Origin of the sequence: Parasphingorhabdus sp., from assembly GCF_036963705.1 — a bacterium.
In the GTDB taxonomy this organism is placed as follows: Bacteria; Pseudomonadota; Alphaproteobacteria; order Sphingomonadales; family Sphingomonadaceae; genus Parasphingorhabdus.
The window spans coordinates 1-14,925 of record NZ_JBALUT010000067.1 but is presented as its reverse complement, the minus strand read 5'-3'; the positions used below and the strand labels follow the sequence as shown (position 1 = coordinate 14,925).

The following is a 14,925-nucleotide window of genomic DNA, read 5'->3' as shown; positions in this document are numbered from 1 at the left end:
ACTATGGTTGCTGGTATTCCGCAATCTCCCGAGAGATATTATCCAGCCTTTGACGGAACAAGCAGACATTCCGCTTCCGCCCCAGTAGCCGCCGTCAATGCTAATCAAACTTTACTTCTGCTTTGCGCCCAATTTCCGCCGTTCCGAAGGAAAATGCTTGTTGCTAAAAGCGGCCATTGCCTGAGCTCGCTGCGATTACACCATATTGACCGCAAATGGGTGATTAGCTGACGTAGGGAAAGCTAGTTCCAAATGGCAGCTTCACTTCCCGATAGCAGATACCAACATATCCTATGAAAATCGACTGTGGAGCAGGCCCATGAGAGAGCGTACATAACTCTCTAGCAGTGAGATATCGGTTACTGATCGTGCATAAGACCAAAGGCCCTGACTGGATGTGACTAGAAACAGAGCAAGTTCATTGAGCGTCGCTTGAGACAAGTTAGCATTAGATCGGCTTCCAGCGTGACTGAGTGCCCCCAAAAATGCCGCATGGAGGTCCTTGCTATGTGCGTTAACGGCGGTCCGAATGGCATCTTCATGCGGCGCAATTTCGGTCATGCTATTGGCTATAAAGCAGCCGGGACCGGGCAAACCATGGCGTCGGTGCATATCAATGAAATGATAGAAATAGCCTTCAATCGCATCCAGCCCAGCATGTTCCGAATTCAAGATGGCAATCGCAGGAGCGGCGACTTCCTGTCGATATAGATCGAGACAAGCCTCGAACATCTCGGCCTTACCGCCAAAATCAGCATAAATGCCGCCGCGCGCCACTGCCGTTGCCTTGACAAGATCATCAATCGACGTCGCGTGATAGCCATTCTTCCAGAACAGCATCATCGCATTCGGCAGCAGCTTTTCTCTTGACTCCAGTCGTGGGCGTGGCATTTGTGACCTCAGTTATAGAATGATCGTTCTTATACAGTCTCTGGTCAGATCAGCAACGAAAAACCGCGCTTTAGCTGGGCGGTCACCTGAACCAGAAAGCCAATGAGGTACCAAGATGCAAGACAAAGTCATTATTCTGGGCGCGGGGCTTCCCGAAGGCGTGGGCGGTGCCCTGGCGCGGCGATTTGCGCGTGAGGATCTGCATGTTTTCGTTTCAGGACGGACACTTGAAAAAGTCGAACAAACCGCAGCTCAAATTACCGCATCTGGCGGCTCAGCCGAAGCGATCGAAGCCGATGTCACATCAGAAGATGATCTGGATGCATTGTTTAGCAAGGCGGGAGAACGGGAGGGCGCGCTTGCCGCCGTTATCTATAACGCAGGCAATAATATGCCGATCCCGTTCGCTGACCTCTCGCCAGAGCAGTTTGAGTTTTACTGGCGTGTTGGATGCTATGGCGGTTTTCTAACGGCCAAGCGAGCCATGCCAATTCTGGAAGCGCAAGGAGAAGGCAGCATGTTGTTTACCGGCGCGTCCGCTTCGCTGCGCGGCAAGCCGATGTTTGGTCATTTTGCTGCGGCCAAAGCGGCGCTGCGCAATCTGGCTCAGTCGCTGGCGCGGGAATATGGCCCCAAGGGTGTTCATGTTGCCCACATCATCATCGACGGTGTGGTCAACGGTGATCGGGCGCAAACCAATTTCGGTGATTATCTGGATAATCTGGGGCCAGATGGCGCGCTTGATCCCGATGCTATCGCTGACGCCTATTGGACAATCCACGCTCAGCAACGCTCCGCCTGGACACACGAACTCGACCTGCGTCCGTTTAGTGAAACCTGGTAGCGTTGATGCCAAAGCTTCCGAAATCGCTGTTTTCCATAGCCGCTGCGCTCTGTCTTCTCGGACTGCTTGCACATGAAATATTAGGCGCTCCAATGGTTCTGGAACCGCTTGATAACTCCGATATTCCGCAGAATATTGTCTGGCTCCACCATTTTTCGTGGCATGTCGGATCGGTAGCCGTGATCGCGATGACCATCATGTTCGCAATGGCGGCCAGAAAACGCGAGCATCTGATCCTTGCGGTATTTGCGACAGCGATCAGCGCGGGCTTTGCAGCACTTGCGATTGGCCTGGCACTATTTGGCAATAGCGTCATCTGGACGACCCCTGCGCCCTACCCGTGGACATTGGTTGCGATATTCGGGTTCGCTGGTCTGGCCGCAGCAAGGAAAACGGCATGAACAAGACCGACTGGACCTTTGGTGGCGAATGGCCCTTTGAGCCCAAATGGTTTGATACGCCGGACGGAAAAATGCATTATATCGACGAAGGCCCGAAAGATGGCCGTCCGATAATCATGGTGCACGGCAACCCGACCTGGGGATATCTGTACCGGAGGTTTATCAAGGCGGTTGTTGCACAAGGTAACCGCGCGATCGTGATGGATCATCTGGGCTTTGGCCGTTCCGACAAGCCGACCAGTGAAGGCATCTATTCAATTTCCAAACATGCGGGCCGGTGCGAGGCTCTGCTGGCAGCGCTCGATATCCGAAATGCGGTCATGATTGTACAGGATTGGGGCGGGCCGATTGGATTGACATTTGCTGCGCGGCATCCGGACCGTGTCGCTGGGCTATTTGTCCTGAACACCTTTTTTACGCGGCCACTGAAGAAAGTTCCTCTGCCGCGCATCATCCGCGCTTTTCAGGCGCCGTTGCTCGGCGATCTGATCGTAAAAGGCGCCCATGCTTTTGTGCGCGGTTTCCTTTTCAACGCCGGGCTGAGCGACCCGTCGCGTCTGACCGCAACCGACAAGGCGGCCTATCTTGCACCCCACCCAACTTGGTCTTCACGCGCCGGGGTTCTCGCATTTCCTCGTCAGATACCCTCTGGACCGACAGGGCCGGTCAGCGATTTCGTCGCGCATGAAGGGGCAAAGCTGGCAAAGGCTTTTGCGGACAAACCGGTTAAGATTGTCTGGCCGATGAAGGATGTGGCCTTTGCAATCGAAACGTTGGAGGGCATGTGGCTGCGTGATTTTCCGCACGCCGATGTTACGCGCGTCGAGGATGCGGGTCATTATGTTCAGGAAGATGCGCATGAAATTGTGATTCCGCTGCTGCTCGCTTTTATCCAACAGATATCCGGGCCTGTTGCATCATGAACCTGCGCCTGATCAGCTTGGTTTTCGCGCCTTTTGCATTTGGCACGAGCGCGTTTGTATATGTCGGTCTGATAACACCTATGTCCATCGACTTGGGCGTTGGAGTCCCGACTGTTGGTCAGCTTCAGACGGTATTTGCCGTGGCATGCGGAATTGGCGGTCCGATCCTTGCCCGGCTGACCACCGGGTTTGACCGCAAGCGTTTATTGCTCATTATCATGGCCATATTGACGGTCATGAATATGGCATCTGCCATTGCTCCCACATTTGGTTTGATTGCTGGGATCAGGTTTGCTGGCGGTCTTTTTGCTGCTCTCACCCTTCCCCTAGCGACTACACTCGCCGTGAATATGGTGTCGGAGATCAATCGTCCCCAGGCGATCGCGACGGTGCTGGCCGGATATACGCTGGCTTTTCTTGTCGGCATGCCTCTGGGCAGTGTGCTTGGCGATGCATATGGCTGGCGCGCCGCCTTCTGGTTGGCATCAGGGCTGTCCGTGTTGGCGCTTCTGATTATAGCCGTCGCAGCGCCGAAGCATGTGCATGTGCCGCAAATGGGAGACGAGAATTTCGGATCGGCCCTGCGCGGTGATAACCCGATCTTCATGGGGATCACCCTGCTGTCCTTCGCTGCCACCTTTGCGACGGTGAGTTTTCTCGGGCCGGTGATCACCAAAGCTACCGGTCTGGAAGGTGCCGCTATTGGTGCAGTCCAGGTTGCGACTGGTGTGGGCAGTCTTTTTGGCTTGCCGCTCGGTGCATGGCTCGCGCGTTTGCCAGTCAAGCGGGCACTTGCCATGTTGCTATGCACAACTGCCGTGACCCAGTTGCTCTTCACCATCCTGATGGTCAGTGATTTGGGGACATTTGCCTTGCCGATTTTACTTGTCGCTATGACCGGGGGAGCAGGTGCACTATTTGCGACGTCGCCGATTATCCAGACCAATATTGCAAAGTCAGCCGGTTCGGCGGTGACCATTGCATTCGCCCTCAATGGTTCCATGCTCTATTTTGGTCAGGGCATTGGTGCATCGCTTGGCGGAGGGGTCACAGCGGTTAGCAGTCTGGCATGGACAGGGCTCGCGGGCACCGGGGCGGCTGCATTGGGGTTGTTGCTAATTTCCCGGTTGGGACGAGAATTGGGTCGTCCGGCACGAACATCTCCAAAATAGCCTTGAGTTATCCAGCGCTGAACCTGCAATCCGGCTGCAAACGGCTTCCTTTGAGATACTTGCTGGCGTCCAATTATTCAGTTGCCCCCAGTTTAATGTAGTGTCGGCAAACTTTGATGTCGTCTTCTACACCCATCGCCGACATTGGATCGAGCCAATTGGGCTCGACCGCATCATCGATAAAGCGCACGCTTTATTTTCATCTTTGTTTTTAACAAGATGGCGATCATTTATCTCAACAAGCGCGATGTCTATTTGGTCTGTTTGTAACCATCAGATGCTCCGCCGCCGAGAGCCTGAACGAGGGCTATAGACGCAAGCAGTTTGTCCGCCTGTGCGACAACAAGTGTATCGCGCGATTCTTGCAAGCGCCGGTCTACGTCGAGCACGTCCGACAGCGACGCTGCCCCTTGAGACTGGGCCAATTGTAACGACACAAGGGAATTGCTTAGCAGCGTTTCTGCTTCGGTTAAATCCCGAGCACGTCTTTCTGCACTCGCGCGGGCCGAGGCCGCTGCTTCAACATCCGCAATCGCGCTAAGCACGGTTCGCTGGTAAATCGCGCTTGCGCTCGCAACATCAGCACGCGCCACATCAAGATTTGCTCGCGAGCGACCTCCATCAAAAGCCGTATAGTTAATACCAGCAGATCCCTGCAGATTAAGCGCAGCGGAACCGAAAAGCGGATTGATGGCACCTGCTATCGTTCCGATCAGGCCAGCTAGATTGAAGCGCGGCAAACGATCGGCATGGGCTCCGGCGACACGGGCGTCTTGAGCTGCCAGGCTCGCCAGTGCGGCCAGAATATCTGGACGCCGGTTGAGTAGGTCGGCTGGTGCAAGGGCAAGGTCGATAACGCCAGCCGTCGGCAAAGCCTGGGCTTCGCCCAATTCTTCACGGGAAGTACCAACGGTCCTTCCCACAAGCACATCTATCCGGGCCATTTGATCTTCAATTGCAGCCAAAAGCGGCGGTACCGAAGAGCGTGCGATTCGAGCTTCGGCAATGAGGCGATCCCTTTCGATTGCGGGAGATACGCCGCGCTCTACCCGCATCGCTGATAAGCGCGCCTGCTCGGAAAGGGTAAAAGCTCGCCGCTCAGCAACGATATTCCGTTGTTGCAGCAAACGCAGTGTTATATAGCGCTGAGCGATTTCTGTCGTTACCGTGAGCTTTGCCGCTTCCAGTTTCCAGCTGGCCGAAGCGGTGTCGGCGACCGCTGCCTTCTCGCGATCGCCCAACCGACCGAAAAGATCAAGCTCCCAAGACGCGCCAATAGAAACAGAATAGCGATCAACATTGCGTTCAAACCCCGGCAAATTGCTCACCGACTGGAATTCCGGATCTTCCTTTGACAGGCGAACGGCGGCGGCATCGGCAGATGCTGCAATCGCAGGTAATTTCGCTCCGGCGGCGAATCTGATGCCAGCCCTCGCTCGATCAAGACGCGCTGCGGCCTCTGCAATATCAAATGATTGCTGCAAAGCCTGCTCAATCAAAGTATTGAGATATGGATCGTTGAAAGACTGCCACCAGCGCGACTCTGGTGCGGCCACTGGTCGTCTGCTTTCCAAATTTGTAAATTCGGATGCAATCGGCACCACGGGCAAGTCGGCCGGCGTGATGCTAGCCGCCGACGATGCAAGAATCAGTGATAGTGAATATGGGATCATGAAGGTTTAACACTCCTTGGTGACGAAATAGACAATTCGTTACCGGATTGCAATACTCTTGCCTTCTGGTTTGTACGAACTAAAGTGCGGATCATGTCTGAATTACAACACATGCCTGGCCAGCGGGGTCCCGCCGAGCACGTCATGCGTGAACGGATAGTCGCCTTGGCGCACACCATGTTTCGCAATGAGGGTTTTGCTGAGACGAGCGTTGCAAAGATAGCTGCAGAACTGGAAGTTGCGCCGACATATCTCTATAAATTTTTCCAATCAAAAGATGCCATAGGGTCCGCGGTTTGCGGACGAGCGCTTGAAGAAATCACCGATGCGATATGGGCAGTAGCACGTTCAAAGACGTTAGCATCCCAGAGAATTAGAGATCTTTTTCGAGTGACCCTCAAAGAGAGTATGGGTATGTTTTTCGCTGATCGAAAACTCCTCAACCTAGTTGCCAGAAGCATCACGCAAGATTGGCCCTCGATTGCCGCGCACAAGAAAAGAATCAAGGACGTTGTGGAGTATATCGTCCGGGACGGCATGGATTCTGGAGAATTTGACCCTGACCTTGAATTTGAAGAAGTCGTCGAAGCGGTATTCTGGGCGCTTCGTCCATATGCAGATCCTCGACTACTCGAGCAATCCATGGATATGGACCTAGAAAATCAGGCGCAATTGATCGCCCGATTTTGCTTACGCGCACTTACCGCCAGAAAAACTATCGAAGTTACAGATTGACTGAAACGTAACCTCCGATTAAGTCCGATAAGGTTCACAGCGAGGACCGATCGTGCACAAGATATTTTTTCTCCCCCTCTTTATGTCCTTTTTGGTTTCCTGTTCGGGAGGCGAAACGACAACAGAAACTGCTCCTTTGGTTCGGGCTTTCAATGTCACCGGCGCAAATGGTGATACAGCGGGAAATGTGCTGACAGGGACAGTTGCAGCGCGAGTCGAATCGGTTTTGTCATTTCGCGAGGGCGGTCGAATTATCGAACGCCGTGTCGAGAACGGTGAACGAGTTAAATCCGGCCAGTTGATTGCACGCATTGATGCTGCTGACCTTAGCGCCACGATGCAGGCATCTCAGTCTCAGGCAACAGCGGCTAGCCGATCGGTGGACGCCGCGCGCGCGACCGCCCAGCGAGCTGCCGCCGATGAGATTCGGCTACGCGGCCTCGCAGAAGCTGGTGCCATTGCCCAGCGGGACTATGATGCAGCTGTCGAGGGCAATCTCGCGGCACAGGCGCGGCTGAGAGCAGCGCAAGCGGATGCATCTGCGGCAAGATCGAACGCCCGCTTACAAGGCAACAGACGCGGCTATGCAAATCTCTATGCACCTGCTTCAGGAATAATTACTGATGTCCTGGCGGATCGTGGACAGGTGGTTGCTGCTGGGTCGCCCGTCGTTCGCTTTGCTCAATCCGGGCCGCGTGAGGTTATTGTCGATATTCCGGAACAAAATCGCGACAAACTTCCGGCCAATGCTACCGGTTCTCTTTATGGCGGCGGTGAATTTTCGGTTGCTCTGAGAGAATTATCGGCTGCTGCCGATCCGGCAACCAGAACATATCAAGCCCGGTACCGGATCATCGATGCTCAGCCGTCACTTGGGGCAACGGTCACGCTGCAATTTTCCGGAACTTCGAACGAAAAAGTCCATAATGTTCCGATTAGCGCCGTAGCTGAGCGAGACGACAGTCCGGGTGTTTGGATTATCAAAAAGGATGGCAAAGTTGTTTGGAGAAAAGTCAGCATAACGTTCCTTGATGGCGAAAATGCAGCAGTCAGCGGGCTGCGCAAGGGCGAACGTATCGTGTCCATGGGCGCACATCTTTTGCAATCGGGTCAGGCGGTCAGGGTTGCTGCTAAGCCGCGTCGCAAGACTACGGACAAAGTCGCCGCTCGCTAGTGGAAGACCGTTTCAACCTCTCTGCTATCGGTGTACGTGAACGAGCGATCACTCTATTCCTGATCATTGCGATTGTCTCCGCTGGCATATTTGCGTTTCTCAAGCTTGGCCGCGCTGAAGATCCCAGCTTTACGGTGAAAGCTATGGCGGTCTCTGTGGCCTGGCCGGGAGCAACCACCAAGGAGATGCAGGAACTGGTCGCGGATCCTCTTGAAAAGCGGATGCAGGAGCTGCGTTGGTTTGATCATGTTACGGCAACGATACGCCCCGGCTTTCTGACACTACAGCTCGAACTGCGTGACATCACTCCACCCGGACAGGTGCAGGAACAATGGTATCAGACGCGAAAGAAACTTTCTGATGAGGCCGCTAACTTACCGAATGGCGTTATCGGTCCTTTCTTCAATGATGAATTTTCCGATGTCTATTTTGCGTTATTTGCGATCACCGGCAAAGACGTAGTCAATCGCAATCTGGTCATCGAAGCCGAACGCATTCGCAGCCGAATGCTCGGACTTCCCGGTGTACAAAAGGCAGTTATCATCGGCGAAGAACCCCAAAATATCTTTGTCGATATCGCGCCAGAGCGGATTGCAACATTAGGTATATCCCTGCAGGCAGTAATAGATAGTCTGGCACAGCAGAATGACGTTGTCCCAGTCGGCAGCTTCCAGACATCAGGGCCCACTATAGTAGTTCGTGGATCGGGCGTTCCAGACGAGCTGGATGCACTTCGACGGGTACCGGTTTCTGCAAATGGCAGAACGATTACCATCGGCGATATTGCCGAGCTTCGTTATGGCTATGCTGATCCGCCATCCTATGCCGTTCGCCATGAAGGCAAGCCGGCTGTTCTGGTCGGAATTGTTATGGAGCCCCGCTTTAACGGACTGGATCTGGGTGAAACGCTCAAAAACGAGGCCGAGGAAATTAAAGCGAATCTGCCGCTCGGTCTGGAGCTGACACAGATTGCCGACCAGGCGAAAAATATCCAATCTGCTTATGGCGAGTTCATGGTGAAATTTGCCATTGCCCTCGCAGTTATCATGGCAATCAGTCTACTGACCTTAGGGTGGCGTGTCGGCGTGGTCGTGGCCTGCGCTGTGCCGCTAACGCTGGCCGTCGTATTTGTGATCATGCTCGTGACCGGCCGGGATTTTGACCGGATCACGCTCGGTGCTCTGATCCTGTCGCTGGGTTTGCTGGTTGATGACGCCATCATCGCCATTGAAATGATGGTCGTCAAAATGTCGGAAGGTATGGATCGCATAAAATCGGCCACCTTTGCCTGGCATGCAACTGCAGCACCGATGCTCAGTGGAACTCTGGTGACAATTGCCGGATTTCTCCCAGTCGGCTTTGCTCAGTCCTCCGCTGGTGAATATGCCGGCAATATTTTCTGGATCGTAGCGTTCGCTCTTCTAGCCAGCTGGGTGGTTGCAGTTTATTTCACGCCCTATCTCGGCGTCAAAATGCTGCCCGATATCCCCAAGGTCGAAGGCGGGCATGATGCAATTTATTCGACACCTCGTTACGAGCGTCTGCGCGAGTGGGTAACCGCCAGTGTTAGGCGAGCGCCGCTAATTAGCGCGGTAACAGTTGCTGCGATGTTGATCGCCGGGGTGCTGCTCGCGGTGGTTATCCCCAAACAATTTTTTCCAAGCTCTGACCGGACCGAGGTACTGGTCGAAGTATCGATGCCCAAGGGCACGAGCTTTAATGTCACCGAAACGAACGTCGAAGACATAACAAAATTTATTCAAAAGCAACCTGGAGTAGAGCGGGTCGAGAGTTTTACTGGTGCTGGCGCGCCACGGTTCTTCCTATCATTGAACCCTGAATCTCCGGATCCATCTTTCGGCAAGCTGGTTATCCAAACAGAAGATGTCGACGCGCGTGATGGCCTGAAGAGAATTATTGAAAAAGCCGTGATAAATGGTCGTTTTCCGGCGGCTCGCGTGCGTGTCACCCAGCTGCTATTCGGACCGCCGGTACCCTATCCCGTAGTGTTTCGCGTCAGCGGGCCGGATATCGATCTTACCAAGAAATATGCCGATGAGGTCCGTGCGATTGTCGCGGCCAGCCCGCAAACACATGATGTTCATCTCGATTGGGGAAACACAGCCCCCATCATGCGACTGAATTTCGACCAAGATCGTTTGCGGTTGCTGGGCCTCACACCCGCTGATGTCAGCCGGCAAGTTGCAGCCCTGGTCTCAGGTGTACCCGTTACCCAGATTAGGCGCGGAGACAAAACCAGCAATGTTGTAATCCGCGCGACCGAGAGCGCGAGACGGGATCCGTCGCAGCTCGCTGGCCTGACAATCCGCAATGCAAGCGGCAATCCAGTAACCGTTGGTCAAGTAGCAACGATCGAGATTGAATATGAAGAACCGCTGATCATCACGCGAGACCGCGAACCGACATTTTCCGTACGGGCCGATATTAATCCCCGCTTGCAGCCACCCGATGTGTCAGCAGCGATTCTCCCTGACCTGAACGAAATCAAGAAATCGCTTCCAGCTGGCTATAAAATCGAAACCGGTGGCGGCATAGAGCAGAGTGCCAAAGCTGGTGCCGCGCTCGCACCGATATTCCCGATCATGATTCTGGTTATGCTGGTTATCATCATACTCCAAGTGCGATCGTTCAAGCTTATGGCATTGACATTTATCACTGCACCGCTTGGGCTGATCGGAGCAGTCATTGCCCTTGTGGTGACTGGAGCGCCGTTTGGATTTAACGCAATTTTGGGCCTGATCGGTCTCGCTGGCATATTGATGCGCAACACGCTTATTCTTGTTGATCAGATTGGAATAGAAAAAGAGCGCGGACTGTCGGAAAGTGAAGCGGTCATTGAAGCAACGGTAAGACGCTCACGCCCGGTATTGCTGACTGCGCTCGCCGCCGTTCTTGCCTTTGGGCCATTGACTATTTCCAGCTTCTGGGGGCCGCTAGCCATGGTTCTAATTGGCGGCACCATTGTCGGAACGGTGCTGACCCTGTTCGTTGTCCCGGCCATCTACGCCGTCTTCTTTGGACTGGCTAGCGAGCCCTTGTTTAGGCGTCGTGATCGGGTGATGGAGCCGTAACCGTTAGCTCGCTCGATACTCAAGTGTATGACACCGATGTGTTTAAAGCTGATTTGTTGGCATCACTCTAATAAACGACTGCACTTAAAGGTGGGCTTGCTTGCTCAATGTCAGCTTTTCGCGCCCAGAACGGATATCACGATGAGCTTTCAGGAATGACTGGAATTGGGGCGATTGCCGACAGGCCGCTTTATTTTGCTGTTTTTTGATGGCATGTCGTAAACAGGGTGGATAGCAGTCATTCATTAAATCATATCTGTATGAAAGCTGTTGGGCCGTATGCTGACTGTCCGGTTCCAGTTGTCAAACGGCGGAAAGCTGCCATTCGGCTTCCGACCCATTTGCAGACTTTCGCTGTATTTTCTAAATGTTCGACTAGGCGAAGTCCGCCATCCAGACATAGTCGCCTTTTGCATTTGCGGCGATTGTTCGTGCAAATACGGCTTACCTCACCATCCTCACTATTGGGCGACCTCGCCCGGCGGTTTTCTGACTTCGCTCGGCGACGATCCGGTCCAACGGCGAAAGCTTCTGAAGAAGCTGTTGGGATCGCTGTAAGCCAGCAAGTAGGAGATTTCTTCGTTCGCGAGCGTGCTCTTGGTCAAGTATCGCAGTGCAAGGTCTTTGCGGGTCGTATCGAGGACCTTCTGGAACGTCGTCGCTTCGTCGTTAAGACGCCGCTGGAGCGTGCTGCGACTGACTCCCAGTTCTGCGCACACCGTGACCACGTCGGCGTGTCCCAAGGGGAGATGCGCAACGAGCGCGCTGACGACCTTCGAGGTCATGTCGCTTGTGCGGGCCTGGGCGGCGAGTTGGCGCTCCAGATCCTGTTCCATCGCCTGCCACAGCCCTTGAGCCTCGGACAGGAATGGCGCGGTTGCATCGGCACGCGAAAAGCTCAGCACCGCCTTTTCACCGTATTTTGGTATCACGCCGAGATGCCGGGCAAGTATACGGCGCACTCCTTCGGGAGCCTTGAGCGTGGCCGCTTCCGGGACCACGGTTCGCGCAGTCATCAGCCGCGCTTTTTCGACAACAAATGCAAGATAAAGCGCCGACATGGAGGCAGGCAGCTCCAGTTCAGGCGCGCTGCTCTCGTATTCTACAGTCAATGCCACTTCATCGCCGAAAACGTGCATTCGGGTTGGGCCGATCAGCCGCTTATACCGGGTGATCCGGCGGAGGCCCTGCTCAAGGTCTGGCGCACAATCCAGGGCCAGAAACACAGGAACGAGCGGACCGCGCGCAATGGCAATGCCCAGCTCAGTCGGCAAATCCTCGCGCCCGGCCAGACGGACCATCGCTTCCCACGCGGTCACATATTGCGCGGCCGTCACCCCAGCCGCGGCCTGCTTGGGATCGAGTTCGCCAAGACCGGCCTGCCGTAGCATCTCTGCGGGGTCGACCCCGAGCATAAGGCAGGCGTTCAGCCCTAGCGCGAGCGGATATGTTTCCTGCATAATCGTCCCTTCATCAACTCGCGAACCTGTCCGCTTTCAATCTCGTAAAGACATGACGAGCGCAAGTTCTACAAGTTGATTGAGGCAATCTGCAAGCGTTTGACCGCATCTGCATGTTTATTGCGCACCCGGCCAGGCGTAGTCTGATTTCAACGTAGCGATGCAGGAACAGGACTAATGAAATTTGCGACAACCAAGATTGGCGACATTACCATCCGCTACGCGGCCAGCCGAAGTGAAGGTAAGCCGCAACTTTTGCTGACCTCGCCGCAACCGATGAGCGTTCTGACCTACCGCAACTGGTGGGACCGGCTTACGCAGAGTTTTGACGTTGTGGCGGTGGACCTGCCCAACCATGGCGGCTCCGACCCCGCGCGACATGTGACGACCGTGAGCGAGCAAGCGGCGTTTCTGGGCCAGATCCTCGATCATTTCGAGCTATCACACCCGCATGCGGTTGCGCCCGATATGGGCACGCCGACCTTGATGCGGTTTATGGCGGATAACCCGGGCTGGATAAGGTCTGCGACGGTGGGCGATGCTGGCGTGGTTGGCAAGGTGGAGGGTTCGTTCTTGTTTCGCACGTTAGTCTATTCGCGCCTGGCGCAGTGGGCGACTCTCTCTGCCGGCGGCCCAATTGGCGGACGCATCTATTGCGCCGCCGCAAACAGCATCGGGTATCGTCTAAGCAAACCGTCGCGGGAGGCAAAAGCGGACTATCTTGCGGGTTCCACACGCTTTGCCAAATTGCGCGGGCAGGTTGGGTTTCTGGGCAGCTACCCTCAGGAAACGCCTGCGCTTGAGCGCGATGTCGCCACGATTGAGGCCCCGGTACAAGTCCTCCATGGTGAGTTCGATACGTTTGTGTCCGTCTCCAATTCGCAGCGGCTGGCCGATCTGCTGCCGAACAGCCGGTTTGCTCTCATCCCCGGTGCAGCGCATTATGCGTGGGAAGACAACCCGTCGGATTACCTCGAAAAGGTCTTGAATTTTATCGAAGAGGTTGAGGCAACCGCTAATTCTGCAAAGCAGGCTTGAAGGAAACAGAATGACCAGGATGTCGCGAACTTTTTACCTGCTCGCCGCCGCGCTTTCGCTGCTGGGCGCGGTCGGACACGAATTGCTTGGGGCTCCTGTGATGCTGGGACCGCTTGAGACCTCTGGCCTTCCCCCGAATGTTGTGTGGATGCACAACTTCATCTGGCATGTCGGGACAGTCGCTGTCCTGGCTATGATGGTCATGTTCATCCTCGCCGCGCGCCGCCCCGAGCATGTTGCGCACGCGATAATCGCATCCGCTATGAGCGCAGCCTTTGCGGTTCTCGGGATTGGCTTGGCCATGTTCGGAGATCCAGCACTCTGGACCACGCCAGCGCCTTACGCTTGGGTACCGATCGCCATTATTGGCGGGTTGGGTGTTTTGGTACGTTCGAAATCTGCTGGACCAGCAAAGGCTCGCTGAGCGGTCAAGAATTGCGCTCAGGGCCGGCTTCCGTTTGCCTAAATTCTGTTCGGCGTTTTCGCCTGCCCTACGTCAGCACCAATGGCACGAATTTGTAGCTGTAGTTCAGGCAGAATCTAGTTCTCGCCTCAGTGACGAATGAGCGAAGTGGAGGTAGCATCCAGTATTGTTCTGTGATCTTCCAGACGGCGCCAAAAGCTCCGCGACGCCAATGATAGGCTATGGCAACTATCCACCCCAGTTTCGGTCATTCGCCAACGGTTGATTGGTAGAGATCGTCTAAAAGCCGTCAGTCGGCTTTTGGCGCAACGATCAGCCAAACCCAAACGCCGTCATCGCGATACATCAACGTTCTTTCAAATAGTGGAACAGGGGACTGCAAAGGACGCTCTGTCCATCTCAGGCGCGTCCCACTTTTAGTGGGATTCCCTTACACATGTCTTACACACTTACACAAAACCTTACACAAATTTGGCTTGACCGAAAAAATATATCTTGTTATCAGAATGTTACGGTTGTCTCGTCCCACTCAAAATGCAGTTCCGCAAGGAGTGCCCGTTCGAGTCGGGCCAGGGGCACCATTACAGACATCTAGCGGAAAACCACCATTTCGCGCAGGCAGGGCTGTTAAGGATGGATACGAATTCTGCAGAAGCGGACCTCTGAGCGCAAAAAGCGCAGCTGATTCAATTGCGGACTAACGGTTTTTGGCTTGCATCGCCGTGAAAACAAACTGTTCCCTCGACGCGATTGAGACGGCAGCTTCCGCCCCAATAGCCGACGTTCGAGTTGGTCCGATCTAATATCTGTTGCGGGGGCAAGTCTTTGAGTTATGGGGAAGCATGGCGCACCGTGATTTCACAATGGAAGCAGAGGCTTTGTTTCAGCGGTTCGCCGAGCGCCATGGCTTGCAATACACTGTTCGGTCTGATGTTCCGATTGAGGTATTCTGGGAGTTTCCAGAACAACCAAAGCTATCATTGCCGTTGAGCCTCGGTTTGCAGAACGGGGATGAGTTAAACTTCGGCGTTTCAGATTTTTGGTCTTACTTTTTCCCCTTTCCTACCGTGGTAGAGCACTTTGAGAGTATTCTCGATG

14 protein-coding genes are annotated in these 14,925 nt (G+C 54.4%); 11 read left to right on the top strand and 3 right to left on the bottom strand.

Annotated elements, in window-relative coordinates:
- Nucleotides 1–231: hypothetical protein (locus tag V7680_RS12845; RefSeq protein WP_335653669.1), on the top strand; the 231-nt coding region annotated here is incomplete at its 5' end.
- 60 nt (nucleotides 232–291) lie between these two features.
- Here the strand turns inward: V7680_RS12845 and V7680_RS12840 are convergent.
- Nucleotides 292–843 carry a TetR/AcrR family transcriptional regulator gene (locus V7680_RS12840; protein WP_335653668.1) on the bottom strand — a complete coding sequence of 184 codons (552 nt, stop codon included), beginning with the start codon at nucleotides 841–843 and terminating at the stop codon, nucleotides 292–294.
- Nucleotides 844–1,006: 163 nt separating this feature from the next.
- Here V7680_RS12840 and V7680_RS12835 point away from each other — a divergent pair, with 163 nt between their 5' ends.
- The 4 genes from V7680_RS12835 to V7680_RS12820 all read left to right on the top strand — a co-directional run bounded on the left by V7680_RS12835 (nucleotide 1,007) and on the right by V7680_RS12820 (nucleotide 4,231).
- Nucleotides 1,007–1,735, top strand: a complete 729-nt coding sequence (locus tag V7680_RS12835; protein ID WP_176279467.1) for an SDR family NAD(P)-dependent oxidoreductase — start codon at nucleotides 1,007–1,009, stop codon at nucleotides 1,733–1,735.
- Nucleotides 1,736–1,827: 92 nt separating this feature from the next.
- Entirely contained in the window at nucleotides 1,828–2,136 is a 309-nt protein-coding gene (locus V7680_RS12830; RefSeq protein WP_176279466.1) for a hypothetical protein, read from the top strand.
- Nucleotides 2,133–3,059 (top strand): alpha/beta fold hydrolase, encoded by a 927-nt coding sequence (locus V7680_RS12825; RefSeq protein ID WP_335653667.1) that lies wholly within the window; start codon nucleotides 2,133–2,135, stop codon nucleotides 3,057–3,059. The genes V7680_RS12830 and V7680_RS12825 overlap by 4 nt, the downstream gene beginning before the upstream one ends.
- Complete coding sequence (locus tag V7680_RS12820; protein WP_176279464.1) at nucleotides 3,056–4,231, top strand: MFS transporter; 1,176 nt, start codon at nucleotides 3,056–3,058, stop codon at nucleotides 4,229–4,231. The genes V7680_RS12825 and V7680_RS12820 overlap by 4 nt, the downstream gene beginning before the upstream one ends.
- Before the next feature lie 251 nt (nucleotides 4,232–4,482).
- Here V7680_RS12820 and V7680_RS12815 read toward each other — a convergent pair whose 3' ends face one another.
- Complete coding sequence (locus tag V7680_RS12815) at nucleotides 4,483–5,787, bottom strand: efflux transporter outer membrane subunit (protein WP_335653666.1); 1,305 nt, start codon at nucleotides 5,785–5,787, stop codon at nucleotides 4,483–4,485.
- A 210-nt stretch (nucleotides 5,788–5,997) separates the two neighbouring features.
- On the opposite strand from V7680_RS12815, the gene V7680_RS12810 reads away from it, so the two are divergent.
- From V7680_RS12810 to V7680_RS12800, 3 genes are all read left to right on the top strand, one after another.
- Nucleotides 5,998–6,639, top strand: coding sequence for a TetR/AcrR family transcriptional regulator (locus V7680_RS12810; protein ID WP_176279462.1), 642 nt, complete (start codon nucleotides 5,998–6,000; stop codon nucleotides 6,637–6,639).
- Nucleotides 6,640–6,826: 187 nt separating this feature from the next.
- Nucleotides 6,827–7,813, top strand: a complete 987-nt coding sequence (locus tag V7680_RS12805; RefSeq protein ID WP_335653665.1) for an efflux RND transporter periplasmic adaptor subunit — start codon at nucleotides 6,827–6,829, stop codon at nucleotides 7,811–7,813.
- A complete protein-coding gene (locus V7680_RS12800; protein ID WP_335653664.1) occupies nucleotides 7,813–10,905 on the top strand; it encodes an efflux RND transporter permease subunit in 3,093 nt (1,030 codons plus the stop codon). The genes V7680_RS12805 and V7680_RS12800 overlap by 1 nt, the downstream gene beginning before the upstream one ends.
- A 461-nt stretch (nucleotides 10,906–11,366) precedes the next feature.
- On the opposite strand, the gene V7680_RS12795 is transcribed toward V7680_RS12800, so the two are convergent.
- Complete coding sequence (locus V7680_RS12795; protein ID WP_176279459.1) at nucleotides 11,367–12,365, bottom strand: AraC family transcriptional regulator; 999 nt, start codon at nucleotides 12,363–12,365, stop codon at nucleotides 11,367–11,369.
- Nucleotides 12,366–12,542: 177 nt separating this feature from the next.
- On the opposite strand from V7680_RS12795, the gene V7680_RS12790 reads away from it, so the two are divergent.
- The 3 genes from V7680_RS12790 to V7680_RS12780 form a co-directional block, all read left to right on the top strand.
- Nucleotides 12,543–13,403 carry an alpha/beta fold hydrolase gene (locus tag V7680_RS12790; RefSeq protein ID WP_176279458.1) on the top strand — a complete coding sequence of 287 codons (861 nt, stop codon included), beginning with the start codon at nucleotides 12,543–12,545 and terminating at the stop codon, nucleotides 13,401–13,403.
- Between the two features lie 10 nt (nucleotides 13,404–13,413).
- Nucleotides 13,414–13,827 carry a hypothetical protein gene (locus tag V7680_RS12785; RefSeq protein ID WP_176279457.1) on the top strand — a complete coding sequence of 138 codons (414 nt, stop codon included), beginning with the start codon at nucleotides 13,414–13,416 and terminating at the stop codon, nucleotides 13,825–13,827.
- A gap of 842 nt (nucleotides 13,828–14,669) precedes the next feature.
- The coding region (locus V7680_RS12780; protein WP_335653663.1) for a hypothetical protein at nucleotides 14,670–14,925 on the top strand (256 nt) is incomplete at its 3' end.

Bases quoted from the DNA above. Each gene is read 5' to 3' on its own strand.
- V7680_RS12840 (WP_335653668.1), bottom strand. From the start codon at position 843: ATGATGCTGTTCTGGAAGAATGGCTATCACGCGACGTCGATTGATGAT.
- V7680_RS12835 (WP_176279467.1), top strand. From the start codon at position 1,007: ATGCAAGACAAAGTCATTATTCTGGGCGCGGGGCTTCCCGAAGGCGTG.
- V7680_RS12830 (WP_176279466.1), top strand. From the start codon at position 1,828: ATGGTTCTGGAACCGCTTGATAACTCCGATATTCCGCAGAATATTGTC.
- V7680_RS12825 (WP_335653667.1), top strand. From the start codon at position 2,133: ATGAACAAGACCGACTGGACCTTTGGTGGCGAATGGCCCTTTGAGCCC.
- V7680_RS12820 (WP_176279464.1), top strand. From the start codon at position 3,056: ATGAACCTGCGCCTGATCAGCTTGGTTTTCGCGCCTTTTGCATTTGGC.
- V7680_RS12810 (WP_176279462.1), top strand. From the start codon at position 5,998: ATGTCTGAATTACAACACATGCCTGGCCAGCGGGGTCCCGCCGAGCAC.
- V7680_RS12795 (WP_176279459.1), bottom strand. From the start codon at position 12,365: ATGCAGGAAACATATCCGCTCGCGCTAGGGCTGAACGCCTGCCTTATG.
- V7680_RS12790 (WP_176279458.1), top strand. From the start codon at position 12,543: ATGAAATTTGCGACAACCAAGATTGGCGACATTACCATCCGCTACGCG.
- V7680_RS12785 (WP_176279457.1), top strand. From the start codon at position 13,414: ATGACCAGGATGTCGCGAACTTTTTACCTGCTCGCCGCCGCGCTTTCG.